The organism is Paenibacillus sp. FSL R5-0470 (assembly GCF_037975205.1).
In the GTDB taxonomy this organism is placed as follows: domain Bacteria; phylum Bacillota; class Bacilli; order Paenibacillales; family Paenibacillaceae; genus Paenibacillus_AQ.
In genome coordinates this window covers 1,399,667-1,418,492 of sequence record NZ_CP150238.1, presented here as the reverse complement: position 1 = coordinate 1,418,492, position 18,826 = coordinate 1,399,667, and the positions used below count along the sequence as shown (strand labels likewise).

Sequence of the window (18,826 nt, the reverse complement as noted above, 5' to 3'; positions counted from 1 at the left end):
GCGATCACCTCTGAACAATCTTCTGTTTCTCCAGCAATCCATTCTCATTAGCTGTCCTTCCTTGCCTGCACCGACAGCAAGCTGCCCGTCACTGCGCTGTATACAAGGCGTCCGATTGCACCACCAAGGTCGGTAGCGGTTCCGGCGTAAACATGCTCTGCCTTGTATCGCCCACTTTGGCTCACAGCGAGCACTATCGCATCTGTAGTTGTTCCGGTAGCGATCAGGCCATTCTCGGGATCGGTAATCCCGAGGTCTGCCAGTGCAGCAGCTTTGGCTTCGACAGCTGTCTGCACAGCATTGACCATGGCCGCCGGTGTCAGGCGGCCATCAATACCTAGCATTATGTTAATCGTACCCGGGCGATAAACAGCCAGCACATTGCGTTCCACACCCGCGCGCGCAGCATTTCCTGCGGCGGCAGTAACACAAACAAAAATACCCGCTGAGCCTGTGTCTTCCTCAGCTACCGCTGCATGCTCTAGCGGTACTGCCGTCATCAGACCGGCACAGCCAGACATTGAATAACCCCACTCGCGGAGCTTATTCTCCATATCCTGAACAGGATCACTACATTCATAATTGCGGTCAACATATAAATTGACGGCCCTCTCTAGCCGATTCATTCCTCCACCATAGAACGCACTCGATAAACCATCTGCTTCAGCAGGTAGCTCTAGTAGCAGATGGTTTCCCTTCCACTGTAAAGCAAGCCCTGGCCAGATGGCCGAATGGTACTCTTTTACGCCTCCTGCGAGGTTAAATGGAATCTTTATTTGCACCATATATCGATCTTGCTCCTTCCACAGCACATTACTTTTATCCATTCATCCAATCAGCTTCGCGGTCGCGCCTGTACTTCCCCAACCGCCTCACTTAGAAACTACCTAATTCTCTATCTCAGCAAATGACTATCTGCTCTAAAATCTACTCCAACACATACTCCGATTTCTACCTTAACAGCCGTCCCTCACCCATCTATTGCACTTTATACAACAGATTCAGTTAGATTTACTGGCAAAAGCCATTCTGCTGTATTTCTTGCAATAGAATGTCACGTAAAAACCTAATTCGCATCATTTTCCAAATTTCTATTGTACACAGTGCTATAGAATCGAATTGTTACGCCAGCAAAGCGAGTTCTGTTGTACGAAATACAACGAATGCACTTTGGAGGATGTCCATCAGAAGCTATCTCACCAAACTTTGTCACAACCCTAAGCATGCGAGCTGAAGCCCACTATCCGGTATCAAATCGCTCCTTCTGCGGCACTTGAGTCACTTATTCATTAGAATCCCTGCCTTCTCTACGCCGCGATTGTCACTTACAGTAGACTCCCATCCCCCTGCGCTACACCAGACACTTTAACAGCAAACCCGCTGCCCTCTAAGCTACACAGTTCACTTATCCGCCAGAATTTCCTTCATCTGTTTTAGCAGCCGGACATTATCCTCATGTCCCTTAACGGCTACTCGGATATGCTCGCCTCCTAGACCGGGGTACATGGCACAGCTGCGCACCAGTATACCGACACGCCCAAGACGGGTCTGCATCTCAGCCGCACTCCACGGCGAAGGCAGGCCACAGAGCAGAAAGTTGGCTTCGCCTGGCGGCACTTCGCAGCCTAGCTGCATAAGGGCTTGACGCAGCAGCTCCCGTTCAGTGGCGATCAGTTCGCGTGTGCGACGTCCATACTCGTGCCCACACTCAAGGCAGGCTTCGCCCGCCAGCAGCGCCAAACCATTCACGCTCCAGGTAACCTGCTTTCCGGTCATCGCCTTTGCCAGCGCCGGATGCGAAATGGCAAACCCGAGACGTAGTCCGGGAATCGCATAAAATTTCGTCATCGACCGCACCAAAATCGTATGCGGAAACTGATCCAGATCCGGCAAAAGCGTATTTCGTTCTGCTTCTGGAATAAAATCAATAAAGGCTTCATCCACAGCCAAATACGTCCCGTAGCTTTCAGCCTTCTGCGCTAACCAGCGCAGCTCATCCACACTATACTGAACGCCATTAGGGTTGTTCGGCTGGCCAAGGAACAGCAGATCAACCTTCTCCAGCAACCCGGCAATCTCGTTCACTCCAGCTTGGAAGTGCTGTTCCCTTGTCCCCTGAACAGATAATACTTCTGCACCGAATTGCACAGATAGCTGCCGGTACTCAGAAAAACAAGGTTCTACGATACCTACCTTTTGCGGAGCAATCGCAAGCAGCAACAATGCCATAGATTCTGCGGCTCCGTTGCCTACTGTCAACCAACTACTATGTATACCAAGGTCCTTTGCTAGCAGACTTTTGAAGCGCCGATGTCCAGGGTCAGGGTAGGCAACCACCGTAGACAATGCTGTTCTAAGTAGCTCTAAGACGGCTGGCGGAGGCCCGATAGGATTGATGTTTGCACTGAAATCAAGAAATGTGCCACCAGCCTCCTCATAAAGTTCCGCAGCTGTTAGCAAATCACCGCCGTGGCCGTATTTTTCAAGCATATTTACACTCCCTCTATCCACTTTCGTTTGTTCGATATGTATCTCATTGCCACCATTATTGCGTCTTTACCGGGATTACGTCAATGCTCACTAAAGGAATCACCTGAATACCCGTTTGCCTCAAATCGACATTAAAATCTACGAGATGTCAAAAGATAATAAAGTTCTAGACTGGCAGCCTCATCAGATCTACGGACACGCTGTCCCCGAACCCGAAAAAAAGAAGTCGACCATTTCGTTGGTCGACTTCTAATTTTTTTCTATTGCGCGGTCAAAATTTGTGGACCTTCAGCCGTGATGGCGATCGTATGCTCGTATTGGGCGGCGAGCTTGTTGTCCATCGTCCGTGCGGTCCAGCCGTCCGGATCGATTGTCATCAAGTAGGTACCTTCGGTGATCATGGGCTCAATCGTGAACACCATACCTTCCTTGATACGGGGGCCTTTTCCAGGCTTGCCGACATGCATATAAGTCGGCTCCTCGTGCAGGTCGCGGCCGATGCCATGAGCGAGAAGGTCGCGCACGACGCCGAAACCGTGTGATTCCGCATGCCGCTGAATCGCGCTCGTCACATCGCCGAGTCGATTGCCGGGCTGAGCCTGCTCGATGCCCAGATCAAGACATTCCTTCGTGACACGCATCAACTTCTCGGCCATCGGCGAGATCTGCCCTACCGCATAACTCCAGGCCGAATCGCCGAGCCAGCCATCGAGCTCAGCGACCGTGTCGATCGTCACGATATCGCCTTCCTCAAGTGGCTTATTGTTAGGGAAGCCATGCGCGATTACATCGTTGGCGGAGGCACAGGTCGCATATTGATAGCCCTTATAGCCTTTCTGGTATGGCTTTGCGCCGTGCTTCAACATAATGTCCTCGAATATGCGCTCAATCTCGTTGGTGGTAATACCCGGTTTGATAAGCGGGGCGATTGTACGATGACATTCAGCCACCACTTGGCATGCCTTGCGGATAGCCTCAATTTCATGCTTGCTTTTTAAAATGACCATGTTCGTATCAGGACCCCTTCGTAATAGCTTGGATAGCGAGTCGGGCGATTCGATCGACGTTCAGATCAGAATTGCTCGCATAGTAGTGCAGCCCACAGCAACCGACCAGCACGGCAAGCATATGGTCGACGCTGTCGTCTTCACACTGGGCGATCGATTGGAGTGGAACGTAAAGGCGTTCCATAAACCGTCTCTTGGCGTGGTGTCGATCCCTTTCAGACAAGCCTACATAATGTTCCGCCGCCATTTTGTAGACGAGATATGCACGGGCGTCCGACTGCCACAGCTGGAGCAGCGCTTTACAATACATCAACAACTGCCTGTCATCCGGTGGGCTGCCGCTGATGTTCGCCCATTTGGCGATAACTTGCTCACATCGCTCAAATCCGCTTTCTAACACATCTTCTATTAATAAATGCCGGTTGGGATAATAATGGTATACTGTGCCGTAACCAAGACCTGCCTCGCGGGCGACGTCGCGAATATCAAAGCTGCCGCCCGTGCGAAAGTAGGAGCGCGCGGCGACGTCCAGGATCTGTTCTTTGCGCTGTATGCGTATGAGCTCATTTTGTTCTTTGGTACGGGGGCACATAACGTGTAACCTCCTTATTTAGACCTGCAAATTTGTCAATATAAAAAATAGTAACCCATGGGCTGAAAAAATGCAAAAGATTTCTTGATTTTCGATATAATGAAGTACTTAACAATAAGACTGAGCGCTGGAAATTCTTCAATTTAAAAATCGCAATCATTCAACGAATCTAGTCTAATACTTTATTTCCACCGAAACACGAAGCGATCTCTTTTGTTAAAAAACTGCTTTTGGTTTAAAATGAGAACTGTAATCAATTTTGCTGCAACGGAGGAATTCACTATGATTTTCATTGATAACACAGGGATTACTGACGCTTCCATCAATTTGGCGATTGAGGAATATGCGCTGAAACACTTGCCGATGGACGAGAGTTACCTGCTTTTTTATATTAACAGCCCATCTATCATCATCGGTAAACATCAAAATACGATTGAAGAAATCAATCAGGAATATGTTAAAGAGAATGATATTAAGGTTGTGCGGCGTTTGTCCGGCGGTGGAGCGGTCTATCACGATCTCGGAAATCTTAACTTCAGCTTCATTACTAAGGACGACGGCCAATCCTTCCATAACTTCCTGAAATTCACCCAGCCGGTGATCGACTACTTACAAAGCATGGGTGTAAACGCTGAGCTTAGTGGACGGAATGATCTTCAAGTCGGCGAACAAAAAATTTCCGGCAACGCTCAATTCTCCACACGTGGACGCATGTTCAGCCATGGCACACTGATGTTTGACCTCAATTTGGACAATGTACAAGCTTCTCTAAAAGTAAATCCAGAGAAGTTCAAATCGAAGAGCACCAAATCCGTACGTAGTCGCGTAGCCAACATCAAAGAGCTGCTAGGTACTGACATGACCATTGAAGAGTTCCGCTCCGGTCTCCTACGTTCGATCTTTGGCATGGAGCCATCCGAGGTCCCTCAGTATAAGCTTCAGGAAGCAGACTGGGACAAAATCCACGAAATTTCCAAAGAGCACTACCAGAACTGGGACTGGAACTACGGTCTGTCACCAAAAAGCAACGTCAAACACACACGTAAATTTCCTGCTGGAATTATTGATATTCGTATGGATATTGAGGATTCCCTCATTAAGGACATCAAAATCTATGGTGACTTCTTTGGGGTTGGTGACGTAGTAGATGTTGAAAATGCACTTCGTGGCAAACGTTATAATGAGGCAGAGGTTAGAGAAGCATTAGCTGATCTGGATTTGAAGCATTATTTCGGACGTATTGAGCCGGAGGACTTTATCGGACTGGTTTTCCTAGAAGAATAGTTACACAAAAATAAAGGGGCCTGCTTATCCTATGCGCAAATTTGCGTAAAGAATAGACAAGCCCCTTTTTCATATTCATTTTAGTTCAAGTAGAAAGTATAAATACATAGACAACGAACGCTAGAGTCAGCATGATGCAGATGTTCTCTACGGCTCCACCTTTTTTCGTGCCTGTACTCATTAGCTTTAGACGCAGCTTAAAGGGTATTGGCGGCAGGGGTGTAATTCCTCGTTGGGTAAGAGAGTCAGCTAGTAGGTGAAGCGCATACGACATGCCCCCAGCTATCCATAGACTGCCACCGTCATTTATACCCGCTGAGGCAAAATACAATAAGGCGCTCCAGCCCGCAACTCCATACAGGGTATGTGTCAGTCCACGATGAGGAACAACCGATGAGACTACAAGCACGCACGCTGCAATGTAGTTCCATGGATCATAGGCTTCCCCGAAGGCAAAGAGTGCTATGGCAATCAAGATCATGACCAAATGGCGCAGCTTACGACTAGGCAGGAAAGATACACTTCCGACTAGCAATGCCAGCACAATGTTCCAAGGACGTTCCACGATTCCGGCAAAATAGAGATAAATCGCCGCACCTATCAAAGCAATTTGCAGCACTCTTAATAGAAATTCTGGAATCGCCTTACGCACGAGCAGTGAATTCGGTTCATCAATGTCAGGCAGCAAGGAACTTAATGCTGCGACCGCAATAACCGGAATCGTAATCTCATGCGACATCAAACTCATTACAGATAGGGTAACCCCAGTGCTGATTATTAAATGGGATCTGCCCATCATGGTGAAACCGCTCCTTTCTAAGATGCGAAAAACAAGAACAAATGTGCGGTTATCGAAGTATATCAAGACCCTGTTTTTTTGTCTAGCCTAATCCCTTAAATCCCTTTAAATATAAGCCTTTGAGCGATTCCTATCTTGTCCTCCCCATGAATATACGATACAATTTGGACAACTTGACCTTGTCGTTCTTACAAGGACGGCATTTGCCGAAGAGAGGATGACCTAAGAAGTGAAGCGTTCCCGTATGGCCGATTTCAGCCTGCTACTTGTGGCGATGATGTGGGGATGCACCTTTCTGATTGTTCAAAATGCTGTCAAAGTGCTCCCTCCACTCGCGTTTAACAGCATCCGCTTTACAGGTGCTGCCCTGTTGCTGGCTCTAATCACTTTTATTTTTTACCGCAAGGAGTGGAAACAGCTGAGTTTCCGCATGGTACGTGATTCTCTGCTGCTAGGCCTTTTTTTGTTTATGGGCTATGGCTTCCAGACCATGGGACTTCTATATACAACCACCTCCAATACCGGGTTTATTACCGGTCTATCGGTCGTATTGGTTCCGTTTCTCTCTCTGGCGCTACTAAAGCATGCCATTTCACGTTACACTTGGTTCAGCGCGGCGCTTGCCGCAGTAGGTCTTTATCTGCTAACCTTCACCGGCTCTGCTTTGTCCCTGAATAAAGGCGATGCTTTGATCTTGCTCTGCGCCATAGCTTTTGCGCTACAAGTCGCATATACTGGCGTTTATGCACCTCATTATCCGGCGTTGCCGCTAGCAACCTTGCAGCTCGCCTTCGTTGGACTGTTCAGCATTGTCGCTTCGCTTATCTTTGAAGGAGCTGCACCACTGGCACACAGCGCAGAGCTTATCAAGGACCCGGACGTTCTCTGGGCACTTTTAATCTCTATTGGTCCTACCAGCGCTTTTGCTTTCTGGATTCAAACCGCCTGCCAGAAATACACAACGCCTTCACGGGTAGCCATTATTTATGCCACAGAACCTGTATTCGCTGTTCTGACAGGCTTAGCCTTTGGCGGAGAAACGCTTGGTATGTCCGCTCTGCTCGGTTGTGGTTGTATTCTGGGAGCTATGCTTATGGCAGAGCTGAGTCCGGAACCGGGTCAGAATCAACATAAGAAGAATTATTTTTCCAAATTACATTTATTTAGAAAGAGATAAGGAGAGAGACAAATGTACAAATTGATCGCGATTGATATTGATGACACTCTAATTAACGATGACAAGGAAGTAACACCCGCTACACAGACTGCGCTTGAAGAGGCTGTAGCCGCTGGCGTTGTTGTGACCCTTGCTACAGGCCGAGCTTATGCTTCTGCGCAAGCCATTGCCCGTCAAACTGGACTTAACGTGCCAATCATCACTTACCAAGGCGCACTCGTTAAGAACTTGCTCGATGAAAAGGTACTATATGAGCGTTACGTACCACAAGATGCGGTACACAAGCTGTTCACTTACTGTGTGGAGCATAATCTGCATTTGCAAACTTACATTGACGACAAGCTGTATGCCCGTGAAGACAACCAGAAGATCAAAGATTATACAGACCTGAACAAAACGCCATATTATATTGAACCAGATTGGGAGAAGCTTGTCCCACAAAAAACACCAAAAATGCTTATTATCGATGATCCTGCATTCTTGGATGAGCTGGCTCCAATTCTACGTGAATTGCTCGGCGATTCCGTGCATATTACCAAATCCAAACCACAATTCCTAGAAATCATGCATCATGAAGGAACCAAGGGAATTGCGCTTGAATTCCTAGCCAATCATTTTGGTTGTGATCTCTCCGAGACTATGGCTATGGGTGACTCTTGGAACGACCATGAGATGCTCGAGGCTGCTGGTCTTGGCGTTGCTATGGCGAACGCTATTCCCGCGCTGAAAGAAATTGCTGATTTCATAACCCTAAGCAACAATGAAGATGGCGTAAAATACGCGATTGATAAATTCATTCTCAATAAAGTGAACTAAATCGGTCGAACTTAATAGTTTTATATACGTTAAACTTAAGATTTTTCTATTAAGGTAAGTGCGTGACTGCGTGGAATGTTTGGACTTCCCCTCCGTCACTTTTCCCTTTTTAGAATGTTTTAAAGTTCAAAAGGGTGTTGCTACGCCATATTTTATGACGTTGCAACACCCTTTTGTTATTTCAGCAAGCTCGGTACTCCTGTAGATGCAAACTCTAATGCCTCTTGCTCTTGCTCACCCTCCCCAACCTCTTCCTCTTCCAGCTGAGAATAGTACAAATTATGATATCTTCCTTCTGCTGCAAGTAGCTCCTCGTGGGTACCACTCTCCACAATTTCACTGTTCTCCATCACTAGAATGACATCAGCGTTCTGAATCGTTGATAGACGGTGAGCGATAACGAGTGTGGTTTTGTCTCCCATTAATTTACGAATCGCTTGCTGCACCAGCTTCTCCGATTCATTATCAAGTGCAGCAGTAGCTTCATCCAGCAACAAAATTGGAGAGTTCCTAAGAATCGCTCTCGCAATCGATAGTCGCTGGCGTTGTCCACCGGACAGGCGCGAGCCTTCCTCACCGATATCTGTATCGAGGCCCTCCGGCAACTCCATTACAAAATCATAAGCGTTCGCTTGTCGCAAAGCTTCCAGAATTTCATGCTCATCTGCATCTGGATTTCCATTTCGGATGTTATCACGGATACTTCCTGTATAAAGCCCGGACTCTTGCGGCACATAAGAGAAGTGACTCCTAAGTTTAGCTAAACTCATCTCGCTCGTCTTCTCATTATTTATAAACACTTCACCCTCATCAGGTTCATACAACCCAAGGAGTACCTTAAAAAGTGTAGATTTCCCTCCACCGCTCGGTCCCACAATTGCCATTTGAGCCCCTTTGTGAAGCTCTAAGCTGATTTTGTTCAAACTACGTCTCTCCGCTCCCGGATAAGAGAAGGATACCGAGGACATGACCATACGCTCAAATTCAGGCTGTTTCGTAGCTGCTTCGGGTAAAGCCTCCACTTCTACAGGGCTATCCAACACTTCAAAGATCCGTCCCGCCGCCCCAAGTGATTGCTGCATCGAATTGATCAGTCCTGGCAATGCCGAGAACGGCATCACTAAATAATTCATGAGCTGAATGAAAGCAATCATCGCACCGACCTCAAGTGATCCTTTTGCCACAAAATAACCAGCCACGACCAGCGCCAGAAGAAACGTAAAGTTTCCCAAAAAAGAGGAGAATGAGCCAGTAGCTCCCTCAATTCTTCCCCGTTTTAATTCTTCGGAAGTGATATTCTCACTATGTTCCTGATACTGCTTCATTAGTCTGCGTTCAATGCTAAAGGATTTAAACACCATACTACTGCCTAGAATGTCATGTAAAAAGGAAGTAATCTTGCTCATATTAGTCTGAATCTTCACACTGTTCTCACGCATCGCTGAACCGAAGATTTTTCCCGTAAGGAACATCAAAGGCCCCATTGCAAAACAGATCAATGCCAGTAGCCAGTTAATATAGAGCAAATAACCAAAAGCCGCAAGAGCAAGCAAAGGGTTACGGATTAAATCAATCATTACCTCACCGGTAGCATTACCCACAGATTGATTATCATTAGTAAAGCGGGACAACAAATCTCCGGAGTGATTACGGTCAAAATAAGACTGAGGAAGAGCTAAAGCATGTCGCATCATATCTAGCCGCAGTTCATTTCTGATCTTGGCTGAGATTTTATTTTTGAGATAGCGATCGAAAAAACCGTTGATTGCACTCACTAATAAGTAGATTAATCCGAATATAACCAGCCCTTTAAAAGCTTTCACATCAAGTCTAACCGCCGCATCCGTAATTACTGAGAGCAGCCAAGCAATCGTTAAATCCAGAACAATCCCAAATAAAGTCGTAAACAATAAAACCGTATATAAGAGCTTGTGCCTTAACATGTATGTACTTAATCTTGAGAAAACACCTTTCTGCTTCAAAAAAATCAGCCCTCTCCCCTATTAGCTACTTATTACTCCCTTCCTGTCGTTGATAATTATTCTATATATGTAAATATAAGACGGTAATACTTTCTGATTATAAAGGATAAACATGATTCTGAATACCGAATCTAATAGATATCACAAAAGGGACATCAACAGTCTGAGATTTGTCCGAGTGATGCCCCTTAGCCAAATCGCATATATATTGTTGCTGTCTTTTTCATGTATACTAGAACCAGTTTGACTATCTTAACAATAATAGAGGAGTAACTTCACAACATGATCAAAAGACTTACTGCACTATTTTCAATTCCCTCTTATGCCTTACTCTTTTTATGTATGCTACTTCAGGGAATGGGGATTTCACTCAGTTCACCCTTCTTATCCATTTATTTCACGGAACAGCTTGGCGTATCTGTCGGATTGTTTGGTGTTTTTCTAGCCACCACGTTAATTGCCGGAATATGGATCAGCACACTAATCGGGAGACGCTCTGACCTCGGCTTAAATCGAAAAAACATTTACCTTGTTGCCACACTCTGTAATGCGCTGGCTTATAGCGGGTACTTGCTCATTCAGGATTTCACGATCTTGTTCATCTACATGATTGTGTTCACCGCCCTCGGTGCACCAGGGATGCCACAATTGTTCGCCATTGCTAGAGAAGCAGTGAATAAGAGCAATTTTACGGATACTGCGTTTGCTAATTCTACCTTGCGTTCTGCTTTCTCTCTCGGCTTTATTACAGGTCCTTTAATCGGCACGCTGCTAATCGCTGCTGTTGGGTTTAAGGGGATTTTCACGGGTACGATCGGAGTATTCCTGCTTGTTGCCTTACTCGTTTTCTTCTTTCTCAAATCAAATACAGACACAGAGCTGAGCAGCAACAAGGCTGAAGTAAAAGTGAAAACTTTCCGGCTCAGTCAGAACCGCAATATTCTGCTTCCTTTTCTGATTCTGATACTCATGTATGTAGCTCACTGGACGAGCAGCATCAATACGGCCCTCTTTATTACAAACAATCTAGGGGGATCGACAAGTGATGTCGGTCTAGTCAGCAGTATATGTGCTGCGCTGGAAATTCCATTTATGATTATGCTCGGTCTACTCAGTGCGAAGTACAGTAACCGAGCCTTGATGATGTGCGGGGCCATTTTAGGAGGAGCATATTATCTCGTTGTCATTTTCTCAGGCGCGATGTGGCAGATGCTTGCAGCCCAAGTTCTACTAGCCGTTTTCGTTGCTGTGATTTCAGCGATTGGCATTAGCTACATCCAGGATCTGCTTCCAAACATGCCTGGGTATGCTTCCACGCTTTATTCTAATTCATCCACGATCGGCAGACTGATTGGGAGTCTTGTTGGCGGTGGCTTAGCCAGTATTGTAGGTTACCGGTATTCATTTGTACTCTGTTTTATACTCATCATTATTTCCTTAGTCATGCTTGCGGTAAGCGGACGTCACCCTTTAAATGAACCAGAACAATTAACTGTTTAATCCGTTTATTTCTACTTGCCCATTCTCTTCTAAAGTGAAGAGAATGGGTTTTTGTATATTGGAATTCTCATACCTGTCTGGGCTAGAGTAACGTTCTCCGGTAAAATATATGCTTCTCTTATATCCACATCATGCGACATATGGGTATACACTGCCTTTTTAGGCTTCACGATTTGCAGTAGCTCCGCTGCCTCCGTCATGTCGTACACAGAGCGAGTGGATAGCTCCGCCGCTTCGTAATAGAAGCTTGTACCAAGGACCAGCAAGTCCGCCCCATGCATCAGGCGTGTCTCCTCGGCCCCAAGAGATATGGAATCAGGACAATACACCCATGTATAATCCTCCTTCTCTAGCCGAAAGGCGTACGAATATCCATTCTTACCATGGTTTACTTTCCAGGTATCTATCTTCCAGCCGTCCAGTTCTATCCCTTCATCACAGGGAATCATCTCGATGTAATTTCGCAGCCAAGGGTATTGCCGTTCGATAATAGGAATAACTTCTGCTGGAGTATAAAGTTCACCCTTAATGCCTGTCCATCGACAAGCATCTGCCCATTCAGGTAGCCCACCAATATGATCAAAATGAGCATGCGTCACCAGCAGTCTTCGCATATTCCGAACTCCCTGCGCCTCCATCTGACGTCGCCAATCTGGCCCACAATCAATCACTAGAAAGTCACTGCCATTATCTATAAGTACAGAGGAACGCAGCCTTGTATTGCTTCCATGCTCCCTTGCTTCTGTGCAGGTCTCGCAGCTGCAATATACCCGAGGAACACCCATGGCATCCCCAGTACCCAAAAACACCAACGTATCCATAATCTATCTCTCCTCCAGTTCCCATCAAGGAAGTCTTAAATTACCATATGTCTATCTTAATGATGCTCACCAAAATATCCCCACAAAGTGAAGCTTTGCTTCGATGCGTACCCAGGTACTTTGCGGGGGCCCAAAATATATACTTTCGTCAAAAAAGTCATCCCTTAAGCAGTAGCCCTGCTAGGATGACTCTATTTTTACACTTCTACCTATATTCCGGCAAGTATCTGATACCAAATTCCCCGCTTGGAATAAAGCGTGCTTCGCACCTCATCCCAGCCCCCTAAATAATTAATATCGAAGAGACCCGCTGGATCGGGGTAGCGGCTTTTGTTCTCCGCATAGACCTGTTTATCTACGGGACGAAAGCCATATTTTGCAAAGATCTCTTGTGCCTGTGGGGTCATCAAGAAATCAACTAATGCTTCTGCTGCCGCGCGTGTCCCATGCTTATCCGCATACTTCTCTACAACAGCCGCCGGGTTCTCAATCAGCATTGTATTTCTAGGAATAATGACTTCATATTTAACACCCTGAGCAATCCGGGCCAGCAGTTCATTCTCATAGGTGACAATGACATCACCCACTCCATACTCGAAGGCAGCCATAGATGCACGTCCGCTCTTATCCAAAGACTCCACATTGGCATGTACACTTTCTAAAAAAGCTTTCGCTGCTGCTGGATCCTTAACGCCCTTTTGCTCCTCTGACAGCTTCAGACCAGCCCCATAGATCGCGTTAATATCCCACTGCGCACCACCGGATGTTTTGGGATTTGGGTATAACACTTTAATCCCTGGCTTGGCTAAGTCCGCAAAATCGTGAATTCCTTTGGGGTTTCCCTCACGGGTACCAAGTGCGACTACCGAACGTGTCACCATGCCTTGTTCACCCTGCTCTTTCCACGTTGGCGCTACGAGTCCAGCCTTAACCAGCTTCTCGACATCACCTTCCATGGCTAGCAGTGTAACATCTGCTTCGAACCCACCTACGATTGCACGTGCCTGTGTTCCGGAAGCTTCATAGGACTGCTGAAAACTAATCTCCTGTCCAGTATCCGCTTTCCACTGCGCTGCAAATAACGGCAAAATATCTTCCATCGCATCCTTAGCCACACTGTATGCGCCAACGACTAGCGTAACATCCCCTTGCTTCGAAGGATCTGCCATCGTCGTAATCGCCTTCTCATTCCCGCAACCGACTGCCGCCAGCGTGAGTATGGCCAGCATTAGGGCAGCAAAACATCCGTGCAGTTGTCTGCTCCTTTTGAAATTCATTGCGGCCCACATCCTTCGAGGTAATGATTTTAATATTTCCTTGAAAGTAGCTCTATGGCTGAACTAAAAATTCAAGTAACCAACGCTCGGTATTTGCCGTAATTACGCGGAATGTTTGGACTTTCGGCCGCTGTTATGCTCTAATTTCTTGATTGGAACCGTATTACGGTTGAAATTAGAGCATAAAGGCGGTCGCTACAACTCCTACAGTTCCAAACTTCCACTCCATTACTCTATACCAATACTTCAGTTCCTCTAATCCTAGCTCATCACATTCGCTACTCTTCAAAAAAAATTGAAAATCATATTATTTATTTTATATTAAATAAATATCGGCATCGGATCTTCTTTCAGGTTGTTCTCCTGGATCCAGCTTCGCTCATCATTAAACAGGTAAGCGCGGTGCACAAGGACTGAGATATCCTGTCCCGGCTGCAATGTTTCTTTCTCCAAAGAACGGTAAGTAACCAGCTTATGACCATTAACTTCAACCTCAACGAGCCATTCACTTCCACGGAAATGCAGATGCTTTACGACGCCTTTTTCCGTAGCTGAAGCCATCTTGAACTCATGCAGGTTACCAACTTCAATATACTCAGGACGAATTAGTGCTTTGGTAGGCTTACCATCTCCAGCGCCTTTAAAGCCTTTCACCTCAGAAGCATCTTCAATCAGTGTCGACTCCCCGATAAAAGTTGCCACAAATGGTGTTTTAGGCTCCTTATAAATATCCCAAGGTGTACCCTTTTGTTCCAACTGCCCTTGGTTGATGATCATAATTTCGTCCGCGACTTCAATCGCTTCATCTTGGTCATGCGTTACGAAGATGGAAGTGATGCCAACACGCTCAATCAGCTCACGTAGCCAAGCGCGCAGCTCCTGACGGATCTTCGCATCAATAGCTGCGAACGGCTCATCTAAGAGTAATAGCTGTGGTTCAGGCGCAAGTGCACGGGCAAAGGCCACACGCTGACGTTGTCCACCAGATAGCTGATGTGGATAACGCTTCTCGAAGCCTTTTAATCCCGTAAGCTCCACCAGTTCCATAACACGGTCACGAATGGCAGTTTTGCTGGCCTTCTTAACTTTTAATCCAAAAGCAATATTATCAAAAACAGTCATATGCTTAAATAATGCATAGTTCTGAAAAACAAAGCCGATCCCGCGCTCTTGAGGAGGAAGATTGTTAACTGTCTGACCATGAAAAATGATCTCGCCATTATCCGGTGTCTCCAGCCCTGCGAGCATACGAAGAATCGAAGTTTTACCGCCACCACTCGGGCCGAGCAGTCCGATCAGATGACCTTTTGTAATGGTGAAATTGACGTCCTTGACCGCATGAAAATCTCCAAAATGCTTATTTAATCCCCGCACTTCAACATGCATATTACTGCACTTCCTTTCTTCTCTTGGTCCATTCCATCAATAACAGTAGACCTGCGGAAAATGCAGCCAGAACTAGCGCTATTCCTCCAGCAGCCGTTACATTAAAATTCTCAACATCCTGATAGACTAGCGTCGTCGCCGTCTGGGTTTTGTTCATAATGTTACCCGAGACCACGAGCACCGCCCCGAACTCACCTAGTGAACGAGCCACCGTAAGGATGACCCCATACACAACCGCCCAACGAATCGAAGGCCAAGTCACCTTCCAAAAAATTGTCCAGCCACGAGCGCCCAGTGTAGAAGCAGCTTCCTCCTGCTGTGAACCAATCTCCTGAAGCACCGGCATTACCTCACGCACCATTAAAGGAAAGGTTACGAACAAGGTGGCAATGATCATTCCGGGAATCGCATAGACGATCTTCAGCCCAATCCCTTCAAAAATCGCACCCAAGGCGCTATCCGGACCCAGCAGCAGGACAATCATAAGCCCGCCAATGACGGGGGACACAGCATAAGGCAAATCAACAATACTGTTAAGCAAGCCCTTTAGACGTCTATTTATCCAGTTCGCCCGGACAAGATACAGCGCCATCATAATTCCGAACAACGTATTTAATAACGTAACTACGATCACAACAAGCCCAGTCATCATAAGCGCATGCAGCGCTTCAGGCCTAGTCAGAGCATTCCAGAAACCACCAAATCCTTCACTAAAAGCACCTATAGCCATTTTCCCTAGCGGTGCAGCGATTAGCAGAAAAAACACCAAGTAGGTGAGTCCGATCCACAATTTTCTCATGAGCGTCTCCCCCGCATCTGCAGCATATTAATGAGCCAAAGAATGAGAAAAGATAAGGTCAAGAGAATGACAGAAACCGCTGCTGCGGAAACCGGATTATCACTTTCAACTTCACCAAAAATAAAAACAGAAGATACGAGTGTACGACCTGGAATATTGCCTGCTACGAGGACTACAGCGCCGAATTCAGCAAGCGCCCGCGAGAATGCGAGCATTCCACCGCTGATCATCCCAGGAGCCATAGAGGGGAGAATAACATGCCAGAAGACTCTAGTTCCCTTGGCACCCATTGTATATGCCGCTTCCTCTTCGGAAGGATCAAGTTCCTCCAGCAAGGGCTGAACCGCTCGAATCACGAAGGGAAAGGTTACGAAGACCATAGCAATTACGATTGCCGGTTGATGAAAAACAATTTCAAAACCAAGCGCTTCTGCAGCCTTGCCGATAAGACTACCAGGTCCGAGCAAGAGCAAAATCATCAAACCACCAACTGCCGTCGGCAGTGCAAATGGTAAATCCACAAGACTATTAAGCAATGCTTTACCAATGAATTGATAGCGAATAAGAACCCAGGCAATCATTGTTCCTAAAAAGACATTAATTAAAGTAGCGATAATCGCCAGCTTTAAGGTTAACAGCACCGACTTCCAGGCAATCGGGTCGCTTATGCTTTCCACAAAATTACCGAAACCCAGTGAAAAAGAGTTGTAATAGACCCCAAGTATAGGCAGCACGATCAATACTACAAAATAGAGCAAAATTGTAGTTCGGAAACCCCAAGTCCAACCTTTGTGTCTAAGCAGCGAATTCAATGATTTTGCCCTCCCACCTCCGGATAACCGGTCGGTATACTAACCAACATCTCCATTGATTATTCCTATTTATATACTTGGTTTTATATTATTACTACTTTACCAAATCCTTCTCGTTGTCGTCAATTACTTTCAAGTGAATTTGGGGTAAAATATATATAACAAAGGTTAGGAAAAAGTGGCACATCACAGGAAGGGGAATGATTATGCTGCATACACTGGAGATTACTACAACGAAACGGGATGAATTACGGGATATTACTCGTGAAGTCATTTCTTTTGTGAAAAAAAGCGGGGTGCGTAGCGGGGTGGTCGTAGTTTATTGTCCACATACCACCGCAGGAATTGCAATCAATGAGAATGCAGATCCTGATGTGAGGCATGATGTTCTGATGCGTTTGGATGAAGTCTACCCTTGGGAGCACCCGAAGTATCGACATGCTGAAGGCAATACTGCCTCCCACCTTAAGTCTATTACATCCGGACCTTCCCAGAGCATAATCATCCATGATGGCGAACTATTACTTGGACGTTGGCAGGGTATTTATTTTTGTGAGTTTGATGGACCTAGACGTAGACAATGTTTCTTAAAAATTATTGAGGGATAATCGATGAATGGCCGCTTCCGTTATTGCTACGGAGCGGCCATTAAAATATAACTAGAATTAAATATTACTTTGACCAAGCAGAGAAGTAGCGTTATACCAATGCACAGCTTTAAAGTGTGAACTTATAAAAAAAACAGCATGTTAAAGGCTGCGACATAAAACCTTGATATGAGCTGATGCTGCCTCTTTTACATCCTCAAATGATACTTTATCTTGGATATAATAAGATATAAATCCGTGAGCGGATAAGAACAAGGTTAGCGGCACGTTCTGCCAATCCTCGGACACATATCCCTCTTCCTTCATATGACGGCGTACAATACTTGAGAATAATTCAAAACATCGTCCCTGCTCTGCCCTACAATAAGCCAGCAGCTCTTCATCACGAATCATGAACATAATTTCATACTGATAAGGATGATCTATTCCAAACCTTATAAACTCCATAATTAGCTGCTCTACTCGAGTCATACCCTCTTCAGGTGGCTTATTCATTACTTGACCAAGCAAAGTAGCCACATGATTAAAATCTTCGACAACAATGGCGTAGAACAATTCCGCCTTCTCTTTGAAATGATAATAGAGAGAGCCGTGGCTGTATCCCAAATGCTGACCGATGCTTCGCATTGAAATCGCTCGATACCCTTTGGTAATAAACAGATGCCTAGCGGCCTCTAATATTCTTTCCCTCGACAACTCCTGCTCCACTGCTCTCCTTGCCATATACCTAATCCCCTTCGCTGTAGTAAATCCGCCGCCCTTCTGTTACCAAGGCTTGCCCTTGGGTTAGATCTGTTATCCATGCCATAAATGCGTCTCCCTCATCATTTCGCGGTAAACATAACAACGTTACTTTATCGGTGAACAAAGTCTCGCCGGTCTGAATACCTCTTCCCCGAAGTTCGTTCTCAACCTTGCCTAGCCAAGTGTAATCAATTTCTACGAATACCTCTCGTCTTAGCACACGGGTGATTACTTCTCCTGCTTCAAGCGCAAGCACTGCCCCATCCGTATAAGCTCTAATCAGCCCTCCGGCACCCAGCATAATGCCTCCGAAATAACGGGTAACAACAATTGCGACATTTTTAACTCCCTGGTTGCGAATTACTTCCAAAATCGGTTTGCCGGCTGTTCCACTCGGCTCCCCGTCGTCCGATTGCCTCTGGATTTCGTCTCTCTCCCCAATCACATAAGCAGAACAGTTATGCGTTGCGTCCCGATGTTTCTTCTTGATGTCTTCGATAAACAACAATGCTTCTTCTTCATTCTCAACTGGCATAACATGACCAATGAAGCGAGATTTGCGGATTACGACTTCCTTAGAACCGGAAGAGCGCACCGTTCGATAATGTTCTAACATAATTATTCCAGTCCTTATATACATATGATGTCTTCATATAATGTCAGGAGCAGCCCCGGTATTGGATTACCTATGGACTGCTCCTGGTGACTTACACTAGTATGAATGGTCTCTAA

Annotated in this window: 18 protein-coding genes; 5 read left to right on the top strand and 13 right to left on the bottom strand. The window is 46.1% G+C overall.

Features of this window, described 5'->3' with window-relative positions:
• Nucleotides 1-47 precede the first annotated feature (47 nt).
• The 4 genes from MKY99_RS06210 to MKY99_RS06195 form a co-directional block, all read right to left on the bottom strand.
• Nucleotides 48-827, bottom strand: a complete 780-nt coding sequence (locus tag MKY99_RS06210; protein ID WP_339269338.1) for an adenosylcobinamide amidohydrolase — start codon at nucleotides 825-827, stop codon at nucleotides 48-50.
• A gap of 574 nt (nucleotides 828-1,401) precedes the next feature.
• Nucleotides 1,402-2,490 (bottom strand): threonine-phosphate decarboxylase, encoded by a 1,089-nt coding sequence (locus tag MKY99_RS06205; RefSeq protein WP_339269336.1) that lies wholly within the window; start codon nucleotides 2,488-2,490, stop codon nucleotides 1,402-1,404.
• A 260-nt stretch (nucleotides 2,491-2,750) separates the two neighbouring features.
• A complete protein-coding gene (gene map / locus MKY99_RS06200) occupies nucleotides 2,751-3,497 on the bottom strand; it encodes a type I methionyl aminopeptidase (RefSeq protein WP_339269334.1) in 747 nt (248 codons plus the stop codon).
• A gap of 7 nt (nucleotides 3,498-3,504) precedes the next feature.
• Nucleotides 3,505-4,089: a TetR/AcrR family transcriptional regulator gene (locus MKY99_RS06195; RefSeq protein WP_339269333.1), complete on the bottom strand. Its 585-nt coding sequence runs from the start codon at nucleotides 4,087-4,089 to the stop codon at nucleotides 3,505-3,507.
• Between the two features lie 282 nt (nucleotides 4,090-4,371).
• Between MKY99_RS06195 and MKY99_RS06190 the strand changes: the two genes are divergently transcribed.
• Nucleotides 4,372-5,373 carry a lipoate--protein ligase gene (locus MKY99_RS06190; RefSeq protein WP_042185606.1) on the top strand — a complete coding sequence of 334 codons (1,002 nt, stop codon included), beginning with the start codon at nucleotides 4,372-4,374 and terminating at the stop codon, nucleotides 5,371-5,373.
• Between the two features lie 85 nt (nucleotides 5,374-5,458).
• On the opposite strand, the gene MKY99_RS06185 is transcribed toward MKY99_RS06190, so the two are convergent.
• Nucleotides 5,459-6,172, bottom strand: coding sequence for a metal-dependent hydrolase (locus MKY99_RS06185; RefSeq protein ID WP_076298272.1), 714 nt, complete (start codon nucleotides 6,170-6,172; stop codon nucleotides 5,459-5,461).
• A gap of 229 nt (nucleotides 6,173-6,401) precedes the next feature.
• Here MKY99_RS06185 and MKY99_RS06180 point away from each other — a divergent pair, with 229 nt between their 5' ends.
• Complete coding sequence (locus tag MKY99_RS06180; RefSeq protein ID WP_076284092.1) at nucleotides 6,402-7,349, top strand: DMT family transporter; 948 nt, start codon at nucleotides 6,402-6,404, stop codon at nucleotides 7,347-7,349.
• A gap of 12 nt (nucleotides 7,350-7,361) precedes the next feature.
• The gene (locus MKY99_RS06175) at nucleotides 7,362-8,165 is read left to right on the top strand and encodes a Cof-type HAD-IIB family hydrolase (RefSeq protein ID WP_060624902.1); all 804 of its coding nucleotides are present in this window, start codon (nucleotides 7,362-7,364) and stop codon (nucleotides 8,163-8,165) included.
• A gap of 176 nt (nucleotides 8,166-8,341) precedes the next feature.
• Here MKY99_RS06175 and MKY99_RS06170 read toward each other — a convergent pair whose 3' ends face one another.
• On the bottom strand, nucleotides 8,342-10,108 hold the full coding sequence (locus tag MKY99_RS06170) for an ABC transporter ATP-binding protein (protein WP_339269329.1): 1,767 nt from the start codon (nucleotides 10,106-10,108) through the stop codon (nucleotides 8,342-8,344).
• 321 nt (nucleotides 10,109-10,429) lie between these two features.
• Between MKY99_RS06170 and MKY99_RS06165 the strand changes: the two genes are divergently transcribed.
• A complete protein-coding gene (locus tag MKY99_RS06165; protein WP_339269327.1) occupies nucleotides 10,430-11,647 on the top strand; it encodes a sugar efflux transporter in 1,218 nt (405 codons plus the stop codon).
• A gap of 29 nt (nucleotides 11,648-11,676) precedes the next feature.
• Here the strand turns inward: MKY99_RS06165 and MKY99_RS06160 are convergent, their stop codons facing one another.
• The 5 genes from MKY99_RS06160 to cysT all read right to left on the bottom strand — a co-directional run bounded on the left by MKY99_RS06160 (nucleotide 11,677) and on the right by cysT (nucleotide 16,742).
• The gene (locus MKY99_RS06160) at nucleotides 11,677-12,468 is read right to left on the bottom strand and encodes an MBL fold metallo-hydrolase (protein WP_339269325.1); all 792 of its coding nucleotides are present in this window, start codon (nucleotides 12,466-12,468) and stop codon (nucleotides 11,677-11,679) included.
• 209 nt (nucleotides 12,469-12,677) lie between these two features.
• Nucleotides 12,678-13,745, bottom strand: coding sequence for a sulfate ABC transporter substrate-binding protein (locus tag MKY99_RS06155; protein WP_339269323.1), 1,068 nt, complete (start codon nucleotides 13,743-13,745; stop codon nucleotides 12,678-12,680).
• 321 nt (nucleotides 13,746-14,066) lie between these two features.
• Nucleotides 14,067-15,131, bottom strand: a complete 1,065-nt coding sequence (cysA, locus tag MKY99_RS06150) for a sulfate ABC transporter ATP-binding protein (protein WP_042124940.1) — start codon at nucleotides 15,129-15,131, stop codon at nucleotides 14,067-14,069.
• A 1-nt stretch (nucleotide 15,132) separates the two neighbouring features.
• Nucleotides 15,133-15,930, bottom strand: a complete 798-nt coding sequence (locus tag MKY99_RS06145; RefSeq protein ID WP_042124938.1) for a sulfate ABC transporter permease subunit — start codon at nucleotides 15,928-15,930, stop codon at nucleotides 15,133-15,135.
• A complete protein-coding gene (cysT, locus tag MKY99_RS06140; protein WP_042185592.1) occupies nucleotides 15,927-16,742 on the bottom strand; it encodes a sulfate ABC transporter permease subunit CysT in 816 nt (271 codons plus the stop codon). The genes MKY99_RS06145 and cysT overlap by 4 nt, the downstream gene beginning before the upstream one ends.
• Nucleotides 16,743-16,948: 206 nt before the next feature.
• On the opposite strand from cysT, the gene MKY99_RS06135 reads away from it, so the two are divergent.
• Nucleotides 16,949-17,350 carry a secondary thiamine-phosphate synthase enzyme YjbQ gene (locus MKY99_RS06135; protein ID WP_339269321.1) on the top strand — a complete coding sequence of 134 codons (402 nt, stop codon included), beginning with the start codon at nucleotides 16,949-16,951 and terminating at the stop codon, nucleotides 17,348-17,350.
• A gap of 141 nt (nucleotides 17,351-17,491) precedes the next feature.
• On the opposite strand, the gene MKY99_RS06130 is transcribed toward MKY99_RS06135, so the two are convergent.
• Nucleotides 17,492-18,073 (bottom strand): TetR/AcrR family transcriptional regulator, encoded by a 582-nt coding sequence (locus MKY99_RS06130; RefSeq protein ID WP_339269319.1) that lies wholly within the window; start codon nucleotides 18,071-18,073, stop codon nucleotides 17,492-17,494.
• 4 nt (nucleotides 18,074-18,077) lie between these two features.
• A complete protein-coding gene (locus tag MKY99_RS06125; protein ID WP_042185585.1) occupies nucleotides 18,078-18,710 on the bottom strand; it encodes a YigZ family protein in 633 nt (210 codons plus the stop codon).
• Between the last annotated feature and the right edge of the window lie 116 nt (nucleotides 18,711-18,826).